Source organism: Mycolicibacterium duvalii (assembly GCF_010726645.1).
In the GTDB taxonomy this organism is placed as follows: domain Bacteria; phylum Actinomycetota; class Actinomycetes; order Mycobacteriales; family Mycobacteriaceae; genus Mycobacterium; species Mycobacterium duvalii.
On the sequence record NZ_AP022563.1, the window covers coordinates 3,090,926 to 3,117,243 of the forward strand.

The 26,318-nt window shown below is 69.3% G+C and carries 19 protein-coding genes; 6 read left to right on the top strand and 13 right to left on the bottom strand.

All coding sequences use genetic code 11. From position 1 onward, the window contains the following. Positions 1-12 precede the first annotated feature (12 nt). Both G6N31_RS14575 and G6N31_RS14580 read right to left on the bottom strand, forming a co-directional pair. Positions 13-2,136: a winged helix-turn-helix domain-containing protein gene (locus G6N31_RS14575; RefSeq protein ID WP_234815314.1), complete on the bottom strand. Its 2,124-nt coding sequence runs from the start codon at positions 2,134-2,136 to the stop codon at positions 13-15. A gap of 136 nt (positions 2,137-2,272) precedes the next feature. Beyond that, a complete protein-coding gene (locus G6N31_RS14580; RefSeq protein ID WP_133117690.1) occupies positions 2,273-3,271 on the bottom strand; it encodes a hypothetical protein in 999 nt (332 codons plus the stop codon). A gap of 129 nt (positions 3,272-3,400) precedes the next feature. On the opposite strand from G6N31_RS14580, the gene G6N31_RS14585 reads away from it, so the two are divergent. Together G6N31_RS14585 and nei2 are read left to right on the top strand one after the other, a co-directional pair. Continuing rightward, the gene (locus G6N31_RS14585; RefSeq protein WP_098003767.1) at positions 3,401-7,936 is read left to right on the top strand and encodes an ATP-dependent helicase; all 4,536 of its coding nucleotides are present in this window, start codon (positions 3,401-3,403) and stop codon (positions 7,934-7,936) included. Then, a complete protein-coding gene (gene nei2 / locus G6N31_RS14590) occupies positions 7,936-8,688 on the top strand; it encodes an endonuclease VIII Nei2 (protein WP_098003766.1) in 753 nt (250 codons plus the stop codon). The genes G6N31_RS14585 and nei2 overlap by 1 nt, the downstream gene beginning before the upstream one ends. Positions 8,689-8,713: 25 nt before the next feature. Here the strand turns inward: nei2 and G6N31_RS14595 are convergent, their stop codons facing one another. The 4 genes from G6N31_RS14595 to G6N31_RS14610 form a co-directional block, all read right to left on the bottom strand. Next, positions 8,714-10,285 (bottom strand): phospholipase D-like domain-containing protein, encoded by a 1,572-nt coding sequence (locus G6N31_RS14595; RefSeq protein ID WP_098003765.1) that lies wholly within the window; start codon positions 10,283-10,285, stop codon positions 8,714-8,716. Positions 10,286-10,411: 126 nt separating this feature from the next. Beyond that, positions 10,412-10,837, bottom strand: coding sequence for an MTB12 C-terminal domain-containing protein (locus G6N31_RS14600; RefSeq protein WP_098003852.1), 426 nt, complete (start codon positions 10,835-10,837; stop codon positions 10,412-10,414). A 100-nt stretch (positions 10,838-10,937) separates the two neighbouring features. After that, positions 10,938-12,065 carry a fatty acid desaturase family protein gene (locus G6N31_RS14605; protein WP_098003764.1) on the bottom strand — a complete coding sequence of 376 codons (1,128 nt, stop codon included), beginning with the start codon at positions 12,063-12,065 and terminating at the stop codon, positions 10,938-10,940. Between the two features lie 22 nt (positions 12,066-12,087). Then, the gene (locus G6N31_RS14610; protein WP_098003763.1) at positions 12,088-13,137 is read right to left on the bottom strand and encodes a ferredoxin reductase; all 1,050 of its coding nucleotides are present in this window, start codon (positions 13,135-13,137) and stop codon (positions 12,088-12,090) included. A 214-nt stretch (positions 13,138-13,351) separates the two neighbouring features. Here G6N31_RS14610 and G6N31_RS14615 point away from each other — a divergent pair, with 214 nt between their 5' ends. Continuing rightward, complete coding sequence (locus tag G6N31_RS14615; protein WP_098003762.1) at positions 13,352-14,035, top strand: TetR family transcriptional regulator; 684 nt, start codon at positions 13,352-13,354, stop codon at positions 14,033-14,035. 9 nt (positions 14,036-14,044) lie between these two features. Continuing rightward, the gene (locus G6N31_RS14620; RefSeq protein WP_098003761.1) at positions 14,045-14,824 is read left to right on the top strand and encodes an enoyl-CoA hydratase/isomerase family protein; all 780 of its coding nucleotides are present in this window, start codon (positions 14,045-14,047) and stop codon (positions 14,822-14,824) included. Positions 14,825-14,909: 85 nt separating this feature from the next. On the opposite strand, the gene G6N31_RS14625 is transcribed toward G6N31_RS14620, so the two are convergent. The 6 genes from G6N31_RS14625 to G6N31_RS14650 form a co-directional block, all read right to left on the bottom strand. Further along, positions 14,910-16,283, bottom strand: coding sequence for an IS30 family transposase (locus G6N31_RS14625; protein WP_163722184.1), 1,374 nt, complete (start codon positions 16,281-16,283; stop codon positions 14,910-14,912). A gap of 126 nt (positions 16,284-16,409) precedes the next feature. Next, the gene (locus tag G6N31_RS14630) at positions 16,410-17,180 is read right to left on the bottom strand and encodes an SDR family NAD(P)-dependent oxidoreductase (RefSeq protein ID WP_098006779.1); all 771 of its coding nucleotides are present in this window, start codon (positions 17,178-17,180) and stop codon (positions 16,410-16,412) included. Positions 17,181-17,224: 44 nt separating this feature from the next. Continuing rightward, entirely contained in the window at positions 17,225-17,563 is a 339-nt protein-coding gene (locus G6N31_RS14635) for an RNA-binding protein (RefSeq protein ID WP_163722186.1), read from the bottom strand. Between the two features lie 387 nt (positions 17,564-17,950). Continuing rightward, entirely contained in the window at positions 17,951-18,817 is an 867-nt protein-coding gene (locus G6N31_RS14640) for a pseudouridine synthase (RefSeq protein WP_234815449.1), read from the bottom strand. Next, positions 18,814-20,544, bottom strand: coding sequence for a glycerol-3-phosphate dehydrogenase (gene glpD, locus G6N31_RS14645; RefSeq protein ID WP_098005268.1), 1,731 nt, complete (start codon positions 20,542-20,544; stop codon positions 18,814-18,816). The genes G6N31_RS14640 and glpD overlap by 4 nt, the downstream gene beginning before the upstream one ends. A gap of 162 nt (positions 20,545-20,706) precedes the next feature. Beyond that, a complete protein-coding gene (locus G6N31_RS14650; RefSeq protein ID WP_098005269.1) occupies positions 20,707-22,122 on the bottom strand; it encodes an NAD(P)H-quinone dehydrogenase in 1,416 nt (471 codons plus the stop codon). Between the two features lie 28 nt (positions 22,123-22,150). On the opposite strand from G6N31_RS14650, the gene G6N31_RS14655 reads away from it, so the two are divergent. Continuing rightward, entirely contained in the window at positions 22,151-22,636 is a 486-nt protein-coding gene (locus G6N31_RS14655) for a gamma-glutamylcyclotransferase family protein (protein WP_098005270.1), read from the top strand. A gap of 118 nt (positions 22,637-22,754) precedes the next feature. Next, entirely contained in the window at positions 22,755-23,363 is a 609-nt protein-coding gene (locus G6N31_RS14660; protein WP_098005311.1) for an SDR family oxidoreductase, read from the top strand. Here G6N31_RS14660 and G6N31_RS14665 read toward each other — a convergent pair whose 3' ends face one another. Continuing rightward, positions 23,364-26,216, bottom strand: a complete 2,853-nt coding sequence (locus G6N31_RS14665; RefSeq protein ID WP_272938769.1) for an MMPL/RND family transporter — start codon at positions 26,214-26,216, stop codon at positions 23,364-23,366. Positions 26,217-26,318: the final 102 nt, after the last annotated feature.

Here is a 26,318-nt window from a genome sequence, read left to right on the forward strand (position 1 = left end):
TGACCCCAGGCCTCAATCCGGCAGCAAACCAATTCTTTTCGCCTCGGCGACCGCGTCGCAGCGCGAGGAGACCCCCAGTTTGCGGTAGATCGACGCGGTCTGGCTCTTGGCGGTTTCGCGTCCGATCAGCAGCGTCTCGGCGATCCGCTGCAACGACAGATGCGTCGACAGGTGCGGCAGCAAACGCAATTCCGCGGCGGTCAGTGGGCTCGACCGGCCGGCCACCATCGCCTTGACCCGCTCGACGCGCTGCGCCAGCGCCGGCGCGTCCGGCTCCCGCACCCGAGCCCGCTCCGCGGCGTCGAGGTGACGCCGTACCAAGTCCCTGTCGGCGATGACCGCAGCCGTCCACGCCAGCAGCCCGTGGCCCAACAGCGCGGTGCGCGCCGCCAGCGGCCCGAGCCGGTTGAGCAATCCTTCGGTGATAGCGGTCGAGTCGCGGGCGCTGGTGACGTCGCCGACATGGGCCGAAACCGCCGCCGCGGTGGCGTATACCGCCACCATCGGCACCACGTCGGACAGTTCGTACTTGTCGGTGAGCTTGCGGGCCAGATAGCTGCGTTCGATCGCGAGGTCTTCGTCACCGGCCGCCAGATCGAGCAGCCCAAGGTGCGCCAGTGCCACGGCATGGAACCCGGGCAGGTCCTCGATCACCGGCAGCGCCGACTCCAGCAGGACACGCGCCCGGTCGGCATGGCCGAGCATCGACTCCGCCGCGCCTTTCATGACCGTCGCCGCACCCCACCACGGATTGACCAGATTGTCCCCGGCTGCGCGCACGAGATCGGCGAATCTGATCACATCCCGGACGCCGCCCACGCCGACGATCGAACCGATCAGCGCCGCAGCGATTTTCACCGACGGGGTGCCGTCGGCCAGCGGCCGCCCGCGATCACCGCGGTGCGCCAGCAGCAAGGAACGCTGAATCGCCTCGGCGTCAGCGGTGATGACCCCGAGCCAGGCCCGCGCCACCGCCGCGTCCGGGTACTCGGCGACGGTGCGCTCGTCGAGCAGGGCCACCCTCCGTGCCAGCACGCCGGCGCGGCCGTCGAAACACAGCCGTACGGCGTCGCGACCCACCAGCGCGGCGCAGCGCGCATGGTCACCGGCATCGAGGGCAAGCATCAGGGCGGCGTCGATGTCACCGACGCCCTCCAGCAGATCCACTGCCCGCGACGCCACCTGCCGATAGCGGTCCGGGGTGGTGGTGCGCAGCCGGGTGCGCAGCACGTCGCTGAAGAGGTGATGGTGCCGGTACCAGCGCCGTTCCGGGTCGAGCGGGACGACGACCATATTGCCGGCGTCGGTGAGCCGTTCCAGCATGCCCTCGGAATCGTTGCGCCCCAGCACCGCGTCGAGCCTCTGCGCGGTGAAGCGTTGCAACACAGCGGATTCGATCAGGAACGCGGCCGTGTCGGCGTCCAGCTGCTCGAGGACCTCCTGCGCCAGGTAGTCGGCCACGGGATTCCGGCGGGTCAACGCGTCGACAAGGATGCCGTCGCGTGCGGCCGTCGCCATCAGCACCACGCCGGCCGCCCAGCCTTCGCACCGGGCGACCACGGCGGCCGTCGTCGCGGCGTCACAGGCCGGGTGTACCGACGCGAGGATCGCGGCGGCCTGCTCGTCGGTGAGCCGCAGCGCCTCGGCGTCGATCTCGACGACGTCGCGGTCCAGACGTCGCCGTGCCAGCCGCACTTCCGGCAGCGAACGTCCCAGCAGCGCCGTCGTCACCGTCGGCGGGGCGGCGTCGATCACCGCGCGCAGCACGGCCACCGCCTCCGGAGCCGACAGGTTCTGCACATCGTCGAACACCACCACCGACGTCGGGCGGTCCTCGAGCAAACCGCTGGCGGCGGGGATCGGATGCGTCGGCGCGGGGCCCTGCAGCTCGTCGCCGTCCGCACCGAGGGCCGCCGCGAGGTGGGCCAGCAAGTGGCCGGGGTCGTTGTCTGCATCGTCGATCCGAACCCAGGCGAATGCCCGGGGGTCGTCGTCGTCCCACTGCGCGGCCGCGGTGGTCTTGCCGTAGCCCGCGGGTGCGGTGAGAGTGACGAGGCCTCCACCGGCGGTGGCGCGCAGGCGCGCGAGGAGATCCGGGCGGCCGATGAGCCGATCGGCGGTATGCGGTCGGCTCATCGTGGCTGCCGGAATGCGAGGTCGCCTGTCCCCCGATACCACTCCCGAATTGTAGGCGCTCACCTGCACTGATGCTTGACTTCGGCCATGCTGCTGATCTTGACCTGCGTCGATGGCGGAGCCGAGACTCGGCGCGCTACTCCGATCCGGCGTCGCCGGCCCCTTCGGCCGATGCATCGGCGTCGGCGTCGTCCGGGGCCGCGGTCTCTGTCGCGGTGTCGATCTCGGGTTCGGTCTCGGTTTCGACTTCCGGCTCAGCGTCGATTTCGATCTCGGGTTCGGCCTCGATCTCGATCTGGGGTTCGGCCTCGACTGCGGTGACCTCGGCCGCCTGTTCGTCGTCGAGGACCGGCTCCTCACGGACTGTCTCTGCCGGCTCTTCGGACTGCTCCGACGCCTCGGCGGGGTCGGAAGGCTCCTCCGGGCCGTCCTCGACGGGCACGTCCGCCACCGTCGGCCTGTCGACCTGCTCGACGGCAACCGTGCCCGTCCGCACGGCATCGTCACCGGGTGTGGAGGCTTCCGGCGCGGCCTCGACGGCGGCGTTGAAAATCGGCGGCCACGGCGGCAGCGGCGGCAGAATCCAGTTCAGCTCGTCGACACCCAACTGCACGAGCGCATTCCAGCTGTCCTGGGCGATGTTGCCGAGGCCTTCGAAGAAGGTCACATCGCCGCCGATCCAGTAGGCGAAGTTGAACACCACGCTCTGCACGATGCTCTCGAAGAAGTCGTAGAAGATTCCGATCTGCGGGGCGAAATAGCCGGCGATCGGGACCCAGCCGACGGCGTACTGGGCGACGTCGAAACCCCACTCGACCCACGGCTCGACGGCGTTGTACACGTTGATGATCGCGCTCTCGACTCCGGGGAGAGCGGCGACCTCCGGTGACAGCGCTTCGGCAAAGTTCGACGGCGGACGCACCGATGCGGCGTCCGAGACGGGCTGCGGTTCGGGGACCCGAGCGGCGCGGGCGGCCAACGGCAGCGGAAGTGTGACCGACGAGAGTCCGAAGACGATCGCGGTGTCCGGCGCGACGGGTGGGAGCGCCGGCGGGGCTTGCTGAATCGGGACGAGCACCGCCGCCGCACCAACCACGGTCGCCGCACCTGTCGAGACAACCGACCTTGTTCTCATGACCGGCCTCCTCTAGCACTTGAGCTCACGATAAACGCACCGTCGGGGAGGCCGCGGCGTTTTATTGACGCAGGTGCCAAAGGCCTGTGTGGAAGGGACGGGCAGGGTGTGTCGGTGCCCGCGGGCACTATGGATGACGTGGCTTCGAAGACTGCCCCGCTGTCGCGGTTCAGCGCACTGACTCGCGAGTGGTTCGCGGGCACCTTCGTCGAGCCAAACGCGGCGCAGACCCAGGCCTGGTCGGCCATCGCCGACGGCGACAACACGCTGGTCATCGCCCCGACCGGATCGGGGAAGACGCTGGCGGCGTTCCTGTGGGCCATCGACGGACTCGCCCGCGAACCCGCCCCGGAACCGACCACACGGGTGCTCTATGTGTCGCCGCTCAAAGCGCTGGCCGTCGACGTCGAACGCAACCTGCGCACCCCGCTGACCGGGATCTCGCGCATTGCCGAGCGCAACGGCGTTGCCCCGCCCGCGATCAGCGTCGGGGTGCGTTCCGGCGACACCACGCCCGCCAAGCGCCGGGAGCTGATCAGTAAACCGCCCGACATCCTGATCACCACCCCGGAGTCGCTGTTCTTGATGCTGACCTCGGCGGCGCGGGAGACGTTGACCGGCGTGCAGACGGTGATCGTCGACGAGGTGCACGCGGTGGCCGCGACCAAGCGCGGCGCACATCTGGCGCTGTCGCTGGAACGACTGGACGCGCTGCTGGAGCGGCCCGCGCAGCGCATCGGCTTGTCGGCGACGGTGCGACCGCCCGAGGAGGTGGCGCGATTCCTGTCCGGATCGGCGCCGACGACCATTGTGGCTCCGCCGGCGGCCAAGACGTTCGACCTGGCCGTGCAGGTGCCGGTGCCCGACATGGCCAACCTCGAGAACAACTCCATCTGGCCCGACGTCGAGGAACGCATCGTCGACCTGATCGAGGCGCACAGCAGCTCGATCGTGTTCGCCAACTCGCGGCGCCTGGCCGAGCGGCTGACCGCGCGGCTCAACGAGATCCACGCCGAACGCCTCGGCGTCGAGCTGGGTTCCCACAACCCCACCGTCGCGGGCGGGGCCCCGGCACATCTGATGGCCAGCGGCCAGACCTTCGGCGCCGAGCCGCTGCTGGCGCGCGCACACCACGGGTCGGTCAGCAAAGAGGCCCGCGCCGAAGTCGAGGACGCGTTGAAGAGCGGCCGGCTCAAAGCCGTGGTCGCCACGTCGAGCCTGGAGCTGGGCATCGACATGGGCTCGGTGGACCTGGTGATCCAGGTGGAGACCCCGCCGTCGGTGGCCAGCGGGCTGCAGCGGGTCGGCCGGGCCGGGCACCAGGTCGGCGAGATCAGCCAGGGCGTGCTGCTGCCCAAACACCGCACCGACCTGATCGGCTGCGCGGTCAGCGTGCAGCGGATGCTGGGCGGTCAGATCGAGACCATGAAGGTGCCGGCCAACCCGCTCGACGTGCTGGCCCAGCACACGGTGGCCGCGTGCGCGTTGGAGCCGGTCAGCGCCGACGCCTGGTTCGACACCGTCCGGCGCAGCGCCCCGTTCGCGACGCTGCCGCGCAGCGCGTTCGAGGCGACGCTGGATCTGCTGTCGGGCAAGTACCCGTCGACCGACTTCGCCGAGCTGCGCCCGCGCATCGTCTACGACCGTGACACCGGCACGCTCACCGCGCGTCCCGGCGCGCAGCGGCTGGCGGTCACCTCCGGCGGCGCGATCCCCGACCGGGGCATGTTCACCGTGTTCCTGGCCACCGAAACCCCTTCCCGGGTCGGTGAACTCGACGAGGAGATGGTCTACGAGTCCCGGCCCGGCGATGTGATCTCGCTCGGCGCGACGAGTTGGCGGATCACCGAGATCACCCACGACCGGGTGCTGGTGCTGCCCGCCCCCGGTGAGCCGGCGCGGCTGCCGTTCTGGCGCGGTGACGGGGTGGGGCGTCCGGCCGAGCTGGGCGCGGCGATCGGCGCGTTCACCGGGGAGCTGTCCCGCCTGGACCGCACGGCATTCGAAGAGCGTTGCGGGCAGGTCGGTTTCGATGCGTTCGCGATCGACAACCTCTGGCAGCTGATCTCCGAGCAGCGCGACGCCACCACCGCGGTGCCGTCGGACACCACGCTGGTGGTCGAACGGTTCCGCGACGAACTCGGCGATTGGCGGGTGATCCTGCACTCCCCCTACGGGCTGCGGGTGCACGGGCCGCTGGCGCTGGCGGTCGGCAAGCGACTCTACGAGCGCTACGGCATCGACGAGAAACCCACCGCGTCCGACGACGGCATCATCGTGCGGCTGCCCGACACCGATGACACCGCGCCGGGCGCCGACATCTTCGTGTTCGAGCCCGACGAGATCGAGCCGCTGGTCACCACTGAGGTCAGCAGTTCGGCGTTGTTCGCGTCGCGGTTCCGCGAATGCGCCGCGCGCGCCCTGCTGTTGCCGCGGCGCAACCCCGGCAAGCGCTCACCGTTGTGGCATCAGCGGCAGCGGGCCGCGCAGCTGCTCGACGTGGCCCGCAACTATCCCGACTTCCCGATCGTGCTGGAGGCGGTGCGGGAATGTCTGCAAGACGTCTACGACGTGCCGATGCTGACCGAGCTGATGGCGCGGATCGCGCAGCGCCGGGTCCGGCTGCTGGAGGTCGAGACACCGACGCCGTCGCCGTTCGCGGCATCGCTGCTCTTCGGCTACGTCGGCGCGTTCATGTACGAGGGCGACAGCCCGCTGGCCGAGCGGCGCGCGGCGGCGCTGGCGCTGGACCCCACCCTGCTGGCCGAGCTGCTGGGCCGGGTGGAGCTGCGGGAACTGCTCGACCCCGATGTGCTGGCCACCACCACCCGGCAGCTGCAGCACCTGACACCGGAGCGGGCCGCGCGCGACGCCGAAGGAGTGGCCGACCTGCTGCGGCTGCTGGGCCCGCTGACCGTGGCCGAGATCGCGCAACGCTGCACCGTCGACGATGTCGGCGGCTGGCTGGAAGGCCTGCTCGCCGCCAAGCGGGTGCTGCCGGTCTCCTATGCGGGGCAGTCGTGGTGGGCGGCGGTCGAGGACATCGGCCGGCTGCGCGACGGCGTCGGCGTCGCGGTGCCCGTGGGGGTGCCGATCGCGTTCCTCGAACCGGTGGTCGACCCGCTGGGTGAACTGCTCGCCCGCTATGCCCGCACCCGCGGACCGTTCACCACCGCCAACGCGGCGACCCGGTTCGGGCTCGGGGTGCGGGTGGCCGCCGACGTGCTGGGCCGGTTGGCCGCCGACGGCAAACTGATGCGCGGCGAATTCAGCGACGCCCCAGCCGATTCGGGTGACCAGTGGTGCGACGCCGAGGTGCTGCGGATCCTGCGCAGGCGGTCGCTGGCCGCGCTGCGTGCGCAGATCGAACCGGTGAGCACCGCGGCGCTGGGCCGGTTCCTGCCGGCGTGGCAGCTGCTGGGCACCGACACGGTGTCCGGCGTCGACGGGCTGGCCGCGGTGATCGACCAGCTGGCCGGGGTGCCGCTGCCGGCCTCGGCGGTGGAGCCGCTGATCTTCGGCCAACGGGTACGCGACTACCAGCCAGGGATGCTCGACGAGCTGCTGGCCTCCGGTGAGGTGCTGTGGTCGGGTGTCGGGGCGTTGTCGTCGGCCGACGGCTGGGTGGCCTTCCATCCCGCCGACACCGCGCCGCTGTCGCTGTCAGGCCTCGGTGAGTTGGATCTCACCGACGTGCACCAGGGCCTGCTCGATGCGTTGAGCGGCGGTGGCGCGTATTTCTTCCGGCAGCTCTCGGTCGACGGCGTCACCGCCGAATCACTCAAAGCGGCTCTGTGGCAATTGATTTGGGCGGGCTATGTCGGCGGCGACACGTTCGCGCCGGTGCGCGCGCTGCTGGCCGGCACCCGGGCGTCGGGCCCCCGACGGGCAGCGGCGCCGTCGCACCGGCACCGGCGGGCGCCTCGGCTGAGCCGCTACAGCCTCAGCTCCAGCGGCCTGGGCGCGCACCGCGACACCGACCCCACCGTGGCGGGGCGCTGGTCGTTGCTGCCCACCGCCGAAGTGGACACCACGGTGCGGGCGACCTACCAGGCCGACCAGCTGCTGGCCCGCCACGGCGTGCTGACCAAGGGCGCGGTGGCCACCGAGAACATCCCGGGCGGCTTCGCGTCGATGTACAAGGTGCTGACCACGATGGAGGAGGCCGGGCGCTGCCAGCGCGGTTACTTCGTCGAATCGTTGGGCGGTGCGCAGTTCGCCACCGCCAGCACCGTCGACCGGTTGCGCAGCTACGCCGACAGCATCGACGACGAACAACGCACGCGGGGCGCCGCCGCGCTGGCCGCCACCGATCCGGCCAACCCCTACGGCGCCGCGCTGCCGTGGCCGCCCCGCGACAGCGAGGGCGACACCGCCCACCGGCCCGGCCGCAAGGCCGGAGCGCTGGTGGTGCTGGTCGACGGGGAGCTGGCGTGGTTCGTCGAACGCGGCGGCAAGTCGCTGTTGAGTTTCACCGCCGACGCCGAGACGCACAACGTCGCGGCGGCCGCATTGGCGGAACTGGTGACGCGGCAACGGGTGCCGGCGCTGCTGGTGGAGCGGGTGGACGGGGTCGCGGTGCTCGAGGCGCGCGATTCGCTGGTGGCCGAGGCGCTGGTGGGTGCTGGGTTCTCCCGCACGCCGCGCGGGCTGCGGCTGCGCTGATGCCCGAAGGCGACACCGTCTTTCGGGCCGCGGCCAAGCTGCGCGAGGCGTTGGAGGGCAAGGTCTTGACCCGCTGCGATGTGCGGGTGCCGCGCTACGCGACCGTGGATCTGACCGGCCAGCACGTCGACGAGGTGCTCAGCCGCGGCAAGCACCTGTTCATCCGAGTGGGTCCGGCGAGTATCCACTCGCACCTGAAGATGGAGGGGGCGTGGGTGATCGGCCGGGTCCGGGCGCCCGAGCACAAGGTACGCATCGTGCTCGAAACCGCTAATTCCCGCGCGTCCGGGGTGGAGCTGGGGGTGCTCGAGATCCTCGACCGCAGCAGCGACATGGACGTCGTCGCGCATCTGGGGCCGGACCTGCTGGGCCCCGACTGGTCGGTCGACGTGGCGGCGGCCAACCTGATGGCCGATCCGGCGAGGCCCTTGGCGGAGACGTTGCTGGATCAGCGGGTGATGGCCGGCGTCGGCAACGTCTACGCCAACGAACTGTGCTTCGTGTTCGGGCTGCGGCCCTCGACACCGGTCGGCGAGGTCGGCGATCCGTCACGGCTGGCGCATCGTGCGCAGCAGATGCTGTGGCTCAACCGGTTACGCGTGAATCGCACCACGACCGGCAACACCCGTGCCGGGCAGGACATCTGGGTGTACGGCCGCGACGGGAAACCGTGCCGCCGCTGCGGCACCCTGATCCAGGGTGACCGCACCGGGGACCGCAACACCTTCTGGTGCCCGACCTGTCAGCGGTGAGCCGACCCGCGACTCAACCGGGCCCCTAGCGCGTCTCGGTGTCGCTGAGCTCCGCGTCGCCACTGGCCGCCCCGTCGGGTTCGATGAGCCGGACCGCGCCGCGCACCAGAGACCACGCCCATGGCGCCGCGTCGGTCAGCGGCCAGGTGATCACGTTGACGGCGAGGCTGCGCACGCTGTCGGCCAGCGACGGCGGCACGTGGGCGGGATCCATCAGGTCGTTCTCGGCGAACGGGGACGCGTCGGCCGACACCATGAACTCGGTGAACCTGCGCAGCGAGCGACCCGTTCCCCGCAGTGCCTCGACCGCCGCCAGGAAGGAACCGAGGTCGGCCACCTTCCTGCGGAAATCGTCGGTCGCCACACCGAGGTGTTCGGCGACCAGATCGTCGCGTAGCCAGAGGATTTCGCGGCGGACATCTTCTCGCCCATCGGGCGCCTCCAGTGCCACGTCGCACTCGCTGTCGAAACCCAGCGAGCGGTTGTTCAGGTTCGACGAACCGATCCGGGCCATCCGGTCGTCGACGACGAGCACCTTCGCATGCACATAGACCGACTCGCCGCCCTTGACCGCCGGCCAGTACACGCCGAGCCGGTCGTGCTGGTCGGCATCCCACAGCAGCCGCAACATCCGTTGGCGGGCGCTGTCCATCGACTCCTGCTCGAGGCGACTCTCCGAGCTGCGCGGCAGCACGATCACCACCTCGGGGCCGTCGGGTTCGCGGAGCCGGTCGGCCAGCGCCTCGGCCAGGCTGCGCGCGGCGAGGTACTGGTTCTCCAGATAGATGACGTCACGGGCTGCGGCGATGGCCGCGAGGTTGAGGGCTTCGACTTCGCGGACCTCGTCGCGCTGCGGCAGCGCGGGCAGGGTGCGCGCCACCCCGATCTCGACGTCGCGCAGCGTCACCGGAAGCCGGGTCGGCCACAGGTCGCGGCGGCTGCGCACCGCGGGCAGGGCCTGCCCGGTGGCCGCCTCCCAGCGGTCGCGCGCCTGCCGGGCCAACAGCTTGGCGGCGTCGCCGTCGACCGCGACCGCGACCTCGTGCCGGGGGCCGTAACTGTCGCCCACGGACTGCCGGCGCGGGTCCTCAGGCGCGTGCTCGCGGGTGTCCCAGCGCCCCAGCGTCAGATCGATACCCCCGCAGAACGCGATCTCGTCGTCGATCACCACGATCTTCTGGTGGTGCACCGCCCCGGTGGGCCGCGCCCCGTCGACGGCGAAGTGCATACGGTTGGAGGTGACCCGGTTCAGCCACGACACCGGGGCGGCGCCGAACCAGAACGCGTCGAAGATCGGCAGCAGCCGCAGGTTGGACTTCAGCAGATAGACCTGCAGGTGGCGTTCGCGCCACACCAGCCAGTTCAGGAACAGCCCGAGCCAGTTCGGACCGGCCATCGTGGCGCCGTCGGGCTCGAACGTCGTCCGATAGTCCAGGTCCCATCCGATGATCAGGATGCGCCGGTGGGCGCGCAACATCGCCGCCTTGACGTGCGCCAGGTAGTCGGCGCCGTCGATGATCGGCGTGAACCGCTGCGCGCGCGCCGTCTGCCAGACCGTCTCACCCGGCACCACCAATCGGTCGCCGTGCTCCGCCACGCTGGACCTCCCATCCGGCCACGCTGGCCCGTCCTGTGTGGGACGGCGCCGGCAGCAGAATGCGGATACCCGCTCAGCCGTGCCGTCGCCCGCGCACCGTTACCAGTGTGACGCGGACGCGCGGGGTCAGACCGTGCAGTCCACCCCGGCGACGTCGTTGGCGATCACGCACGCCGACGGATTCGACAGCTTCCAAGCGCCGTCCTGCTGCACCCAGTAGATGTTGTGGGTCTTCGTACCGAAGACCGGAATGCTGACCGCGAGCTGGGCGTCGAGCTGATCACCGTTGAGCACCGGGTTCTGTACCTGCCACGACACCATGCCGCCGTAGGAGTTCAGCCGGTTGGCGATGTTGTCGGCCGTCGACACCGCGGCCTGCCCGCCGGACAGCTTGGCCGCCCGCTCGCCGGTGGGGGCGCCGGTGTCGAGCACCTGCCGCAGCTGCGCGGTGAGCTCACCCGCGCTCGGGGGCGCCGGCTGCGCCCAGGCCACCCCCACACCGCCGAGGGCGCCCGCAGCCATCACCGTCATCGCCGCGATTGCAGCACGCATGAACATTCCTCCCGAGACGTAGACCCGACCTCGCACACCTCAGCACGCCGAGGCAGGTCGGACAAGGCCTACCTATCCCGGCCGGTCCCGCCCGAAGCTGTCAGAACGGGAACGCGAACTTGACGATCTTGCGCACCACGGTCGCGAACTGCCGCGGCAGCGGGCCGGTGTTGTACGGCACGCCGTAGCGTTCGCAGATCTCGCGCACCTTCGGGGCGATCTCGGCGTGGCGGAACGCCGGGATGTCCGGGAACAGGTGGTGCTCGATCTGGAAGCTCAGGTTTCCGCTCAGGATGTGGAAGAGCTTCCCGCCCGTCAGGTTCGCCGAGCCGAGCACCTGGCGGAAGTACCACTGGCCCCGCGTCTCGGCCTTGGTCTCCTCGATGGAGAACTCCTGCACGTCCTCGGGGAAGTGCCCGCAGAAGATGATCGTGTAGGCCCACACGTTGCGCATCAGGTTCGCGGTCAGATTTCCGGCGAACACCCACGGCGCGAACGGCCCGGCCAGCAGCGGGAACGCCACGTAGTCCTTCAGCGTCTGCCGCTTGGTCTTGGCCCAGATCCCGCGCAGGATGTCGCGCTTGTCGGTCAGCGTGATCTCGCCGGCGGCGATCTTCTCGCTCTCCAGCTCGTGCAGCGCCACCCCGTACTGGAACAGCACCATCAGCAGGAACGCGTAGACCGGGTTGCCCAGGTAGTAGGGTCGCCACCGCTGATCGGAGCTCATCCGCAGGATGCCGTAGCCGATGTCGCGGTCCAGGCCGACGATGTTGGTGTAGGTGTGGTGCATGTAGTTGTGCGAGTGCCGCCACTGGTCGGCCGGGCACGCGGTGTCCCACTCGAAGTTGCGGCTGGAGATCGCCGGGTCGCCCATCCAGTCGTACTGGCCATGCATGACGTTGTGGCCGATCTCCATGTTGTCGATGATCTTGCTCAGGCCCAGCATCGCGGTGCCGGCCAGCCAGAACGGCGGGATGACCCCGCCGAACAGCAGGGCCCGGCCGCCGATTTCGAGTCCACGCTGCGCCTTGATCATGCGCCGGATGTAGGTGGCGTCCCGCTCGCCGAGGTCGGCGATGACGCTCTCCTTGAGCGCGTCGAGCTCGCGGCCGAACGCGTCGGCCTGCTCGGGGGTCAGCGTGATGGTCTTGCCGGCCACCGTCTTGCTGAGCGGGCGCGCGGTCGGTTCGGTGGTGGTCGTGGGTTCGGTGGTCAGTGATGCAGTCATGGTGGCTCCTTCGAGGGTCGTTTCAGATGTCGAGCTCGACGTCGCCGACCGGGGCGGACACGCAGATCTGCACGTCCTCGGCATCCGGTGACGACACCGCGCCGGTGACGACGTTGCGGACGATGCCGCTGGACTTGCGGCGCGTGCAGGAGAAGCAGATACCCATCCGGCATCCGCTCTCCGGGGTCAGGCCCGCGTCCTCGGCCTGGTTGAGCAGCGGACGGCCGTCGTCGACAACGTCGACTCCGCTATCGGCGAAAGTGACGCGCCCACCGGAGGATTCGCCGTCGAAGACCGGCGGGACGAAGCTCTCCGAGCGGGCGTCGGGGTACACCGCGCGCACCGCGTCGGTCAGGCTGGGCGGCCCGCAGACGTACACCGCGTCCGGGTCGGCCACCCCGTGCTCGGCGCAGAACCGACCGACGACGTCGGAACCCGCGGATTCCTGCGAATACCCGTGCCGCACGGTCACGTTCGGCATGGTGGCGGCGATCTCGGCCAGCTCCCCGCGGTAGCAGGCCTGCGGGGCCGAACGCGCGTAGTGCACGAACACCACCTCGCCGCGGTGCCGGCGCGCTCGCAGCGTGCGCAGCATCGACATCACCGGGGTGATGCCGCTGCCGCCGGATACCAGCAGCAGTCGCGCGGGCGGGGTCGCCGGCAGCGTGAAGTCGCCGCCGACGGAGTCCAGCCCGACGACCATGCCGGGCCGGGCATGGTCGAACAGATAGTTCGACACCAGGCCGCCGTCGTGGCGTCCGACCGTCAGCTCGATGTGCCGGTCGGTCTCGGCGTTGGCCGGCGAATAGGGCCGGGTCCGTCGGCGCCCGTCGATCTCGACCGACAGGTTGATGTGCTGCCCGGCACGAAACCCGGGGAACGCCCGGTTGGGCACCAGCGTCAGCGTGACGCTGCGGGGCGTACTGCGCCGCACCGCCACCACCCGCGCGCGAGCGTCGCCGCGCGTCCAGGTGGGGTCGACCAGCTCGGTGTAGCGGTCGACGCCGTGCGGACCGGTCAGCAGGTCCAACAAGGAGGACCGCCGCACCTTGGTCAACGTTTCAGTGAACATATGTACACGGTGCGCGCCCCGCCGCTGGACGTCAAGGGGTGACGGGGCAGTTGTGGCAGCGTTCACACTCGGTGAACGACTGTGCGCCGAGTGGCACATCCCAGGTCGTAGCACCGGGAACCGGCCGGTCGGCGGCTCCACAGCGGCTCCCGACACCGGGCTTCGACGCCGCCCCCTGCACAGATACGTCGGTAAACGGCTGTACGCTCGTGTAGTGTCCAGTGCGCGTCATCCGCGGGTCGAACGACCGCGGTCCGGCCGATCCCGCTCCCGGAGCGCCCCCGACGCACTGACCCGCGAGCAGCGCAAGCAGGCCACCCGGCAGGCGATCATCGACGCGGCGCTGCGACTGCTCGAAGAGCGCAGTTTCTCCGCCCTCAGCCTGCGCGAGGTGACCCGCGAGGCCGGCATCGTCCCGGCCGCGTTCTACCGCCATTTCGAGAGCATGGAGGCCCTCGGCCTGGTCCTCATCGACGAGTCCTTCCGCAGCCTGCGGGATATGCTGCGCGGCGCGCGGGCCGGCAAGCTCGACCCCAAGCGGGTGATCGAGTCCAGCGTGGACATCCTCATCGACGGGGTCAACGAACGACGTGAGCACTGGCGCTTCATCGGCCGCGAACGCAACAGCGGGGTGTCGGTGGTGCGCTACGCGATCCGCACCGAGATCCGGCTGCTCACCTCGGAACTGGCCATCGACCTGGCCCGCTTCCCCGAATTGAACTCGTGGAGCGGCGAGGATCTCAACATCCTGGCCACGCTGTTCGTGAACGCGATGATTGTGATCGCCGAGGCCATCGAAGACGCGCACGACCAGGCCGCGCTCGACGAGATCCGGCATGTGGCGGTCAAACAACTCCGGATGATCACCGTCGGCGTGGCGGGCTGGCGCAGCAGCTAACGTACGGACATGCCGTCCGTCGTCGAAGTCGCCCACCCCCGGCCCGAGATCACGGTGCTGACGCTCAACCGGCCCGAGAAACTCAACGCGCTGTCCTATGAACTGGTCGAGGAACTGCACCGGGTGCTCGACGCCCTCGCCGCCGACAACACCTGCCGCGTGGTGGTGCTGACCGGCGCGGGACGCGGCTTCTGCTCCGGTCTGGACCTGAGCGCGCCCAACCCGGAGCAGACCGGCGGCGGCACCGAGTTCCCCCGATCGGGCATGCGCTGGCAGGAGCGCATCGCCGACCTGACCGCCAAGATCCACCGGTTGCGGCAGCCGGTGATCGCGGCCGTCAACGGCGTCGCCTACGGCGGCGGGCTGGGCATCGCGGCGGCCTGCGACCTACGGGTCGCCGGGCCGGCAGCGCGGTTCTGCACGCAGTTCATCAAGCTCGGCCTCGGTGGCTGCGACATCGGGGTCAGCTACACGCTGCCGCGCATCATCGGTGCCGGGCCGGCGTTCGACCTGATCCTGACCGCACGCGCGGTGGACGCCGACGAGGCCCTGCGGTTGGGTCTGGTCTCCCGCCTGGCCGACGATCCGGTCGCCGAGGCGTTGCAGATCGCCGAAACGCTCTGCGGCTACGGCGCATTCGGGGTCGAGTCGACCAAGCAGGTGCTGTGGGCCAATCTGGAAGCGGCGAGCCTGGAGGCCGCGCTGCACCTGGAGAACCGCAGCCAGATCCTGGCCTCGACCGGCGGCGAGATGCGTGAGCGTGCCGCGGCCATCCTGCGCAAGAGCTGACGCGGGCTCTCGCTGCGCCGAGCGTGCGCTGACGGCGGCCGCCGACGCCGACTGTGCGTGAAGGGCGGAAAAATCGCCGGCAGATTCAAGCGGTCGTTGCAACAAATGTGGACGGGTCTGAGAGTAGCCGGTTAAGTTCCTCGGCGGGGGTGCGCCAGTGGTGGCGTTTGCGGGGTCGGGCGTTGAGTTCGGCGGCGACCTCGTCTAGCCAGCCGGGGCCGTAGAAGGACAGGTCGGTGCCTTTGGGAAAGTACTGCCGCAAGAGTCCGTTGGTGTTTTCGTTGGTGCCGCGCTGCCAGGGGCTGTGCGGGTCGCAGAAGTAGATCGGCAGCCCGGTGGCTTCGGTGATCTTGGTGTGCAATGCCATCTCGCTGCCTTGGTCCCAGGTCAGTGAGCGGCGCAGGATATCGGGGATTTCGGGGATCTTGGCCGACATGGCCTCGGCCAGGGTGGCTGCGGTGCGATCGGCGGGCAGATGCAGCAGCACCACGAACCCGGTGGTGCGTTCGACCATGGTGCCGATCGCTGAGCCCGAGGTGGTACTGCCCAGGATCAGATCGCCTTCCCAATGACCCGGGATCGCGCGGTCGTCAGCTTCAGCAGGTCGCTGGCTGATGTTGACCATGCCCTTGAGCTTTCCGGCGCCAGTAGGGGTGCGGCCCTGTGGTTTTCGTTGCGTGCGGCCGGTGCGTAGCGCGGTCTTGACCAGCCGGGCAAGCTCCCCGCGAGGCTGGACATACATGGACTGATAAATCGTTTCGTGCGACACCCACATCTCCGGGTCGTCGGGGAACTCTTCGCGCAGCCGGCCCGCGATCTGCTCGGGGCTGTGCCGATGCTTCAAGCGTTGCACAACCTGGTCGAGCAGGACGGGGTTGGTGTCGAGTTTGCGTGGCTTGGGACGTTTGGCGTTGGCCTCAACGCTGCCCTGCCCGACGCGCGCCCGGTATCCCGAGGCGGTCTGTCCGCGACGGGTCTCACGACTGATCGTGGACCGATGTCGCCCCAGCAATGCTGCGGCCCGAGCCGGTGAATGCCCCGTCTCCAGCAGTTCTTCTAACCGGCAGCGTTCAAGAAAAGACATCGGCCCTGCCGGTGATGACGCGGTGTCGAGATCGCTAACCACGGCAAGAGGTGTTCTGGGCACGTAACCAGCCTGTTGGACCCACCGCAGGGCCGTGTGCTCCGACACGCCGGCGAACACCGCGGCCTGCGTCGGCGAGGACCCCGACCGCAACGCGGTCCAAAACGCGTCCCGAGCCTCTTGCGAATACCGAGTGCCGTAATGCTTCTTAGTGGTCTGATAACCGGCGTCTCTGGCCCATTTGCGACCCGTGGCACCAGCCACCCCAGCCACTGTCGCCGCCGCCGTCGGCGACACCCCCGACCTCAACGTCTCGAAGAACACCTCGCGGACAGACTCCGGCACTTGTTTGCAGCCATGCATCCGAAACCCCATCGAGCAACACCCTCCATAAGCTCAGGTGTTGCAGCGACCACTTGAGATCAAGTGCCGAAACACCGCCCCAGACGCACACTCGGCGAGCGTGCGCTGCGCCGAGCGTGCGCTGACGGCGAGAGTGCGCTAGCGGGGCGTTCCGCCGCCGTCGACGATCATGACCGTTCCGGTGATGTAGCTGCCGGCGTCAGAGGCCAACAGCAGTGCGGTACCGACCATCTCGTCCGGCGAGGCCAGTCGCTTCATCAGCGTGCTGTTGGCCATCGCGTCGATGGCCTCCTGCGGGTTGTTGCGCATCATGTCGGTGTCGACGGGCCCCGGCGCGATCGCGTTGACGCGGATGCCCGACGACGCGAAATCGGCGGCCATCGATCGGGTCAACGACATCAGCGCCGCCTTGTTCGACGAGTAGATCGACGTCATCGCCGAGAAGTTGAACGCCCCGACCGAGACCATGTTGATCACCGCCGCGTGCGGGCTGGCCTTGAGATAGGGCAGCGCCGCCTGCACCAGAAAGACCGGGCCGCGCACGTTCACCTCGTGCGACTTCGCCAACGCTTCGGGAGTCATCTGGCCGAGCGGTTGGGCCAGCGCGTTGGCCGCGTTGTTGACCACGACGTCGATGCCGCCGAACTCGTCGACGGTCCTGCTCACCAGCGCCTCGAGGGCATCCACCTCGCCGAGGTGGGTGGGCACTCCGAGCGCCTGCCCACCGAGGTCACGCAGATGCGCAGCGGCCTGCTCGCAGGCGTCGGGTTTGCGGCTGGCGACCACCACCCGGGCGCCCGCGAGCGCGAAACCCTCCGCCAGCGCGAGGCCGATCCCGCGGGTGCCACCGGTGACGATCACGGTCCGGTCGGTCATGTCGAAGAGTCGGTCGAATGCAGCGCGGTCCACGACCGTCAGTCAAACAGATCGCGTCGCAGCGCGATCCCGGGACCTCAGATGCAGCCGCTGACGCTGATGCGCCGGCCGATGTTGGCGCAGACGTCGACGTTCGGCGCCGGCGGGATGTACACCGGCGGCGGGGGTGGCGGCGGAGGCGGCGGGGGTGGTGGTGGCGGCGCGTCACCGGGCGGCGGGGGTGGAGGCGGAGGCGGCGGCGGCGGAGGCGGCGGTAAGACGTCGTTGAGATACGACAGCGGATCCGAGCAGCCGGTGACGTCGACGAACCTGCCGCCGATCGACCCGCACAGCGTCGCGGCGGCCGTCGGCGGGTTGAGATTCACCAGACCGCCGGCCATCAGGGCCGCGGCCGCGCAGAGCACGATCTTCCGCACGCATCCTCCTTCGAATGGCCTATGACGCGAGAGCCAATTGTGACAGGAGACCTGCCGCCCCGTCGTCGAACGCGCCCGACCCGAGGCTCGCCGTCATCGACGAGCCGAGAAAATCTGATTCGCCGGCAGCGCGGACGCGTTTGCCAGGAATGCACGACCGCAACACAAGGCGCTGCACAGTGCGCCACGGAGCCCGCTGTCTCGCGATAACGGCACGTCAGAGCGGCAAATACGCGTCCGGCAGTCCTTATTTACAAACTCAACAATTACGCGCGAAGCCGACTCTGATGTCGTACATTCTGCGTTTGTACGCGTCGAGTCTGTGCGCGAACGGTGTGCGCTCAGATCGCGATAGGTAGCGAGGGGAATTGCGATCTGAGCGCACACCTATTCCGCAGGCAGTTCGCGCGCACTGACGAACCGTCGCGGCTCACCGGTCAACGGATCGTCGAACTCCAGGCGCTGCGCCAGTAGATGCAGCGGCGTGGAGAAATCGTCGGCGGCGACGTCGAGTACCTCCGGATACAGCGGATCGCCGGCAATCGGCAGTCCCAGCGAGTTCATGTGCACCCGCAGCTGATGCGTGCGCCCGGTCAGCGGCGTCAGCCGGTACCGACCCCCGCCGTGGTGCTCCACCACCGTCGACGCGTTCGCCTCTCCCGGCTCCTCGACGGCCTGTAACTGGCCGCGCCGCTTGATGATTCGGCTCCGCACCGTCCGCGGGAAGGTCAGGTCCTCCGCCACCGCCGCGCGGGCCAGATAGGTCTTGTGCACGCGGCCCTGGGCGAACATCGTCTGGTACGCGCCGCGCACCCGCGCCCGGGTGGTGAACACCAGCACGCCGGCCGTCAGCCGGTCGAGCCGGTGGGCCGGGCTCAGCTCGGGCAGATCCAGGTCACGGCGCAACCGCACGGTCGCGGTCTGGGTGACGTGGCGTCCGCGCGGCATCGTCGCCAGAAAGTGGGGTTTGTCCACGACGACGAGGTTGTCGTCGCGGTAGAGCACCGGGATGTCGAACGGCACCGCCACCTCGTCGCGGACGTCCCGGTAGAGGTACACGTGCGCGCCGGGCGGCAGCACCGTCGCGGCCGACACCGCCGCCCCGTCGGGGGTGAACACCTCGCCGGCGAGCACTTTGGCCGCAGCGGCCTCGCCGAACCGGTCGGCCATCTCGACCAGCACCGAGCCGCCGCGCAGCCGCACCCGCGCCGGGCCCAGTCCGTCGCGTACCGGCAGCGGCGGTGGTGGTCTCAATTCAGCGGCACCGGCTCGAGGATCTCCGCGCGTGCCTCCGGCGCGGCGACCCGCAGGGCGTCGGCGGACTCGTCGTCGGGCTGCTGCTGGCTGCGCACCTCGGCGTCGACGCGAGCACAGTACGTCTCGACCTCACGATCGATGTCCTCGTCGCCCCAATTCAGGAACGGCGCAACGACTTCGGCGACCTCACGGGCGCAGGCCACCCCGCGGTGCGGATATTCGATGGAGATCCGCATCCGACGGGCCAGGATGTCCTCCAGGTGCAACGCGCCTTCGGCCGCCGCGGCGTAGGCCGCCTCGACCTTGAGGTACACCGGCGCCTCGGTGATCGGGTCCAGCAGTTCCGGGCGCTTCTCGGCCATCGCCAGCACCTCTCCGATCAACGAGCCGTAGCGGTCCAGCAGGTGGCGCACCCGGTACGGGTGGAGGTTGTATTCCTTTCCGACGCTTTGAGTTTGGTTGACCAGCGCGAAGTAGCCGTCGGCGCCCATCAGCGGGACCTTCTCGGTGATCGACGGCGCCACCCGCGTCGGGATGTACTCCGCGGCGGCGTCGATGGCATCCTCGGCCATCACCCGGTAGGTGGTGTACTTGCCGCCGGCGATGGCGACCAGGCCCGGCGCCGGCACCGCGACGGCGTGCTCCCGCGACAGTTTGGAGGTCTCCTCGCTCTCGCCCGCCAGCAGTGGCCGCAGCCCGGCGTACACCCCGTCGATGTCGTCGTGGGTCAACGGCGTGGCCAGCACCTTGTTGACCTGGCCCAGGAGGTAGTCGATGTCGGCCTTGGTGGCCGCGGGATGGGCCAGGTCGAGATTCCAGTCGGTGTCGGTGGTTCCGATGATCCAGTGGGTGCCCCAGGGGATCACGAACAGCACCGACTTCTCGGTGCGCAGGATGATCGCGACCTCACTGACGACGCGGTCGCGCGGCACGACGATGTGCACGCCCTTGGAGGCGCGCACCCGAAAGCGGCCGCGCTGCTTGGACAACGCCTGGATCTCGTCGGTCCACACGCCGGTTGCGTTGACCACGACGTGGCCGTGCACCTCAGTGACCGCACCGTCTTCGGAGTCGCGCACCCGCACCCCGGTGACCCGGTCGCCCTCCCGCAGCAACGCCACCACCTGCGTCGAGGTCCGCACCACCGCGCCGTACTGCGCCGCGGTGCGCGCCACCATCATGGTGTGCCGGGCGTCGTCGACGACGGTGTCGTAGTAGCGGATGCCACCGACCAGGGAGCTGCGCTTGAGTCCCGGCGACAGCCGCAGCGCGCCGGCCCGGGTCAGATGCTTCTGCGGTGGAACGGATTTCGCGCCGCCGAGCTGGTCGTAGAGCAGAATGCCCGCGGCGATGTAGGGCCGCTCCCACAGCCGGTTGGTCAGCGGGAACAGAAACGGCAGGGGCTTGACCAGGTGGGGCGCCAACGTCGTCAAGGACAGTTCGCGCTCGTGCAGCGCTTCGCGCACCAGGCCGAACTCGAGCTGCTCGAGATAGCGCAGGCCCCCGTGGAACATCTTGCTGCTGCGGCTGGAGGTCCCCGAGGCGAAGTCGCGGGCCTCGACCAGGGCAACCTTGAGCCCCCGGGTGGCCGCGTCGAGCGCCGCGCCGGCACCGACCACGCCGCCGCCGATGACGACGACGTCGAACTGTTCGCTGCCCAACCGTTCCCAGGCGCGTCGGCGCTGTTCGGGTCGAAGTGTCGATTCTCGCTCTGGCTGCCCCACGCAGTACTCCCTTGTTACCGGTCAGTACTCACCCAGCCTACGTTGAGCGCCCGGCTCCCGGGGGTCGGCAAGGCGCGTCCAGACTGTGCCCACGGCGGAAAAGTGCGAGAGGGGCCCGCCACCAGCGCAGTCTCAACGGCGCTGACCGCCGTGACCGCAGTCTCAGTCCAGGTCGTCGTGGGCCATCAGCCGGCGGGCGGCCTCGACGATCGACCCCGACAGCGACGGGTAGACCGAGAGCGTCTGCGCCAGGTCGGTCACCGAGATGCGGTTCTGCACGGCCAGCGCGAGCGGCAGGATCAGCTCCGACGCGATCGGCGCGACCACCACCCCGCCGATCACCACACCGGTGGCCGGTCGGCAGAAGATCTTGACGAAACCGTGCCGGAGCAGGCTCATCTTGGCCCGTGCGTTGGTGTTCAGCGGCAGCATCAGGGTGCGGGCCGGCACGCTGCCGTCGTCGATCGCGGACTGCGGGATGCCGACGGCGGCGATCTCGGGCCGGGTGAAGGTGGCCGACGCGACCGTGCGCAGCCGGATCGGCGACACCCCCTCCCCGAGCGCGTGGTACATCGCGATACGGCCCTGCATGGCCGCCACCGAGGCCAGCGGCAGCAGACCGGTGCAGTCGCCGGCGGCGTAGATGCCCGCCGCCGGGGTGCGCGACACCCGGTCGACGGGGATGTAACCGCCCGGCTTCAGTTCGACGCCGACGCGCTCGAGGCCCAGATTGGCGGTGTTGGGTACCGAGCCGACGGTGATCAGGGCGTGGCTGCCGTCGACCGCGCGGCCGTCGGTCATGGTGACCGTCACGCCGCGGTCGGTGCGGGTCACCGATTCGGCGCGGGCGTTCTTGACCAGCGTGACGCCGCGTTCGGCGAAGACCTGCTCGAGCGCCGCGGCGGCGTCGGAGTCCTCGTGCGGCAGGATCTGGTCGCGGCTGGCGACCACGGTGACGTCGACGCCGAGCTCGGTGTAGGCGTTGCAGAACTCCGCGCCGGTGACCCCGGATCCGACGATCACCAGATGCTCGGGCAGCTCCTTGAGGTCGTAGACGTGGCGCCAGGTCAGGATCCGCTCGCCGTCGGGCTCGGCGTTGGGCAGCACCCGCGGGCTGGCCCCGGTGGCGATCAGCACCACGTCGGCCTTGAGCACCCCCACCTTGCCGTCATGGGTGGTCACCTTCACCCGGTGGTGGGCCATGCCGGGCACGTCGTCGACCAGCTCGCCGCGCCCGCCGAGGATCGTCACACCCTGGTTGAGCAGCTGGCTGCCGATGTCGGCCGACTGCGACGCGGCCAGTGTCTTGACGCGGTTGTTGATCTGCGGCAACGAGATCGGCGCGTCCTCGAGACTGAGGTTGAAGCCCAGTCCGCCGGCGCGGCGCAGCTCGGTGCGCACACCGGTCGACGCGATCAGCGTCTTGGACGGCACGCAGTCGTAGAGCACGCAGTTGCCGCCCAGACCGTCGGAGTCGATGACCGTCACCTGCGTTACGTCGCGGCCATGCGCAGCGGCCACCAGCGCCGCCTCGTAGCCCGCCGGTCCCCCGCCGATGATCACGATGCGCGTTACCACTGTTACAACCTATCGCTAAGCTTCTCGCGTGCCGCTCTACGCCGCCTACGGATCGAATATGCATCCCGAACAGATGCTGCAGCGGGCTCCGCATTCCCCGATGGCCGGAACCGGCTGGCTGCACGGCTGGCGGTTGACGTTCGGCGGCGAGGACCTGAGCTGGGAGGGTGCGCTGGCCACCGTCGTCGAGGACCCGGCGTCCAAGGTGTTCGTGGTGCTCTACGACATGACCAAGGAGGACGAGGAGAACCTCGACCGGTGGGAGGGCTCCGAGCTGGGCTTCCACAAGAAGATCCGCTGCCGGGTGGAGCGCCTGTCCTCCGACACCGACACCGATCCGGCGCTGGCCTGGCTTTATGTGGTCGACGCGTGGGAGGGCGGTCTGCCGTCGGCCCGCTACCTCGGGGTGATGGCCGATGCCGCCGAAATCGCCGGGGCGCCAGCCGATTACGTGCACGACCTCCGCACCCGGCCGGCCAAGAACGTGGGACCCGGGTCGTCGAGTTCGCCGTGACCCCGAAGTGATGTGGCCGGCGGGCGACCACTTCCACGCCTTACCGTGACCTTACGAGGCTCTTATTTTTCTTAAAATGGGTGTACCGTGGCTCAAAGTGCACGGAAAGGAGCCCGGCATGCTCGCCTCACCGCAGCGGATCATTCTGGTCACCGGAGCATCGAGCGGCGTCGGCGCCGACGTCGCCGCCCAGGTCGCAGACCCCGACACCCATGTCGTCGTCCACCACCGCGACGACGCCCGGCGCGCGGAGACCGTCGCCCGCACCATCCGGGACGCCGGTGGCCAGGCCTCGACGATCACCGCCGACCTCGACGACGAGTTCGACGTCACCGCGATGATCCACACCCTCGGGGCCCGCTTCGGCCGCCTCGACGGCCTCATCCTCAACGCCTCCGGCGACCAGCGTCGCCTCGCCCGGCTGGCGATGCCGCTGATGCGTCGCGGCGCCCGGATCGTGTTCGTCACCAGCCACCAGGCGCACTTCTACCCGCACAAGGCGGTGCCGAAGGGCTACGCCGGGATCGCCGCGAGCCAGCGCGCCGGCGAGACCGCGCTCTACACGATGCGCTACGACTTCGCGCACGCCGGAATCAGTTTCACCGTCGTCTCGGCGGAGATCACCGGGCACACCGACGTGGCGTCGGCGGTGGTCACCGCGGCCACGACCGCGCACCCGTCCGGCATCGTCTACGTCGGGCGCGCCGCCTCACTGCTGACCGCCTGATCAGCTGCCCGTAGTCACCGGTTGCGGGTCGGGCTTCGGCCAGGGCGCGGGCACCGGACGCGTCCGCACCCGCTGCGGCCACCAGAACCAGCGGCCCAGCAGCGCCGCGATCGACGGGGTCATGAACGACCGGATCACCAGGGTGTCGAAGATCAGCCCCATACCGATGGTGGTGCCGACCTGACCGATGATCGTCAGGTCGCTGACCGCCATCGTCATCATGGTCAGCGCGAACACCATGCCCGCCGCGGTCACCACCGACCCGCTGCCGCCCATGGTCCGGATCAGGCCGGTCCTCACCCCGGCCCCGATCTCCTCCTTCAGGCGCGCCACCACCAGCAGGTTGTAGTCCGCACCGACGGCCAGCAGGATGATCACCGCCATCGGCAGCACCATCCAGTGCAGCTCCATCCCGAGGATGTGCTGCCACAGCAGCACCGAGAGCCCGAACGACGCGCCCAGCGACAGCACCACCGTGCCGACGATCACCGCGGCCGCGACGATGGCCCGGGTCAGGATCAGCATGATGATGAAGATCAGGCTGATCGCGGCGATCCCGGCGATCAGCAGGTCGTAGCTGGTGCCGTCGGCCATGTCCTTGAAGGTGGCCGCGGTGCCGCCGAGGTAGATCTCCGCGCCCTCCCACGGGGTGCCCTTGATCGCCTCCTTGGCCGCGGTCTTGAGCGCGTCGATCTTCGCGATGCCGTCCGGGGACAGCGGGTCACCCTCGTGGGCGATGATGAAGCGCACCGCTTCACCGTTGGGTGAGATGAACTGCTCGATGCCGCGCTGGAAGTCGGCGTTGTCGAACGCCTCGGGCGGCAGGTAGAACGAGTCGGCGTTCCACGCGTCGTTGAACGCGTCGCCCATCGCGGTGGAGTCCTCCCGCAGCGCGGCCATCTGTTCCTGCTGGCCGTTCTGGGTCTGGTACATCGTCAGCATCATTTCGCGCTGCGAGCGCATCGACTCGATCTGCGACGGCATCAGCGCGATCAGCTGCGGCATCAGCTCGGCGAGCCGCTCGAGGTCGGGCACCAGCTCCTGGATGTTGTCGGTGAGCAGGTTGGTGCCGTCGATCAGGTCGAAGATCGAGCGGATCGACCAGCACACCGGGATGTTGAAGCAGTGCGGTTCCCAGTAGAAGTAGTTGCGCAGCGGCCGCAGGAAGTCGTCGAGGTTGGCGATGTTGTCGCGCAGCTGGGTGACGTCGGCGGCCATCGTCTTGGTCTTGGCGACCATGCTCTGGGTGACCCCGGCCATCTGGGTCATCAGCGCCTGCATCTCGCTCATCGTGTTGATGGTGGTCTGCAGTTCGTCGGCCTGGACGAGCATGTCGTCCATCCGGTCGGACATGTACTTCTCGTTGAGGTCCTGCGTGCCGCCCTGCCGGCTCATCGCGTACGGGATCGTGGTGCCCTCGATCGGCGTGCCGTCGGGGCGGGTGATGGTCTGCACCTGGCCGATGCCCTCGACGGCGAACAGCGCCTTGGCGACCTTCTCGATGACGATGAAGTCGGCCGAGTTGCGCAGGTCGCGGTCGGTCTCGACCATCAGCACTTCGGGGTTGAGCCGGGCCGGTGAGAAGTGCCGTTCGGCGGCGGCGTAGCCGATGTTGGACTCGATGTCGTCGGGCAGATACATCCGGTCGTTGTAGCTGGTCTGGTAGCCGGGCAGCGCCAGCAGCCCGATCAGCGACACCGCCACGCTGGCCACCAGGATCGCGCCGGGCCAGCGCACGGTGGCCGCGCCGATCTTGCGCCATCCGCGCACGCGCATCGCACGCTTGGGTGCCAGCAGCCCGAACCTGCTGGCCACGGTGACCACCGCGGGCCCGAACGTCATCGCCACCGCGATGAGCACCAGCATGCCCAGGGCCAGCGGCACGCCCAGGCTCTGGAAGTACGGCAGCCGGGTGAAGCTCAGGCAGAACGTGGCTCCGGCGATGGTCAGACCCGAGCCGACGATGACGTGCGCGGTGCCGCCGAACATCGTGTAGTAGGCCTCTTCGGCGGTGGCGCCGCTGCCCTTGGCCTCCTGGTAGCGGCCGATCAGGAAGATCGCGTAATCCACCGCGATCGCGATCGCCAGCGTGACCAGCAGGCTGGTCGCGAACGTCGAGAGCCCGATGATCTCGTGATAGCCGAGGAACGCTACCGCGCCGCGCACGGTCATCAGGCTCAGCCCGACCATCACCAGGATCAGCAGCGTGGTGACGATGGAGCGGAAGAACAGCAGCAGCATGATCGTGATGACCAGGAACGTCAGCGCCTCGACGAACCGCATGCTGTTGTGCCCGGCGTCCTCCTGCTCGGCGGCCAGCGCCGAGGGGCCCGTGACGTAAGCCTCGACCCCCTCGGGCGGCTGGCTGTTGTCCACCACCTCCTGGACCGCGCGCACCGACTCGTTGGCCAGCGCCTCCCCCTGGTTGCCGGCCAGATAGACCTGGAAGTAGGTGGCCTTGCCGTCCGCGCTCTGGGCGCCCGCGGCGGTCAGCGGGTCGCTCCACAGGTCCTGCACGTGCTCGACGTGTCGGGTGTCGGCTTCCAGCGCGGCGATCAGGTCCGCGTAGTAGGCCCGGGCCTCGTCGCCGAGGGGCTCCTGGCCCTCCAGCACGATCATCGCCGAGCTGTTGGACTCGTACTCCTCGAAGACCGCGCCGATGCGCTGCATCGAGATCACCGCGGGCGCCTCGTCGGGGCTCATCGACACCGACCGTTGCTTGCCGACCTCTTCGAGCTGCGGCACCGACACGTTGAGGAACGCGGCTATTCCGACCCAGATCAGGATGATCGGGATGGAGGCCAGACGGATGAACCGGGCGATGCCGTAGAAGTGCGGCCTGTGCCCGTCCACCGGCGACTCCTTTATGTCGGGTCGAGCCCTGCCGCACCCAAAGATTGCGCAGAAAAGACAACGAAATTACTGAGACAGACTAGCCAATTGGCCGCTTCGCGG

Excerpts from the sequence above, each read along its gene's own strand:
- G6N31_RS14575 (WP_234815314.1), bottom strand. The coding sequence starts at position 2,136 with ATGAGCCGACCGCATACCGCCGATCGGCTCATCGGCCGCCCGGATCTC.
- G6N31_RS14580 (WP_133117690.1), bottom strand. The coding sequence starts at position 3,271 with ATGAGAACAAGGTCGGTTGTCTCGACAGGTGCGGCGACCGTGGTTGGT.
- G6N31_RS14585 (WP_098003767.1), top strand. The coding sequence starts at position 3,401 with ATGGATGACGTGGCTTCGAAGACTGCCCCGCTGTCGCGGTTCAGCGCA.
- nei2 (WP_098003766.1), top strand. The coding sequence starts at position 7,936 with ATGCCCGAAGGCGACACCGTCTTTCGGGCCGCGGCCAAGCTGCGCGAG.
- G6N31_RS14600 (WP_098003852.1), bottom strand. The coding sequence starts at position 10,837 with ATGCGTGCTGCAATCGCGGCGATGACGGTGATGGCTGCGGGCGCCCTC.
- G6N31_RS14605 (WP_098003764.1), bottom strand. The coding sequence starts at position 12,065 with ATGACTGCATCACTGACCACCGAACCCACGACCACCACCGAACCGACC.
- G6N31_RS14610 (WP_098003763.1), bottom strand. The coding sequence starts at position 13,137 with ATGTTCACTGAAACGTTGACCAAGGTGCGGCGGTCCTCCTTGTTGGAC.
- G6N31_RS14620 (WP_098003761.1), top strand. The coding sequence starts at position 14,045 with ATGCCGTCCGTCGTCGAAGTCGCCCACCCCCGGCCCGAGATCACGGTG.
- G6N31_RS14625 (WP_163722184.1), bottom strand. The coding sequence starts at position 16,283 with ATGGGGTTTCGGATGCATGGCTGCAAACAAGTGCCGGAGTCTGTCCGC.
- G6N31_RS14660 (WP_098005311.1), top strand. The coding sequence starts at position 22,755 with ATGCTCGCCTCACCGCAGCGGATCATTCTGGTCACCGGAGCATCGAGC.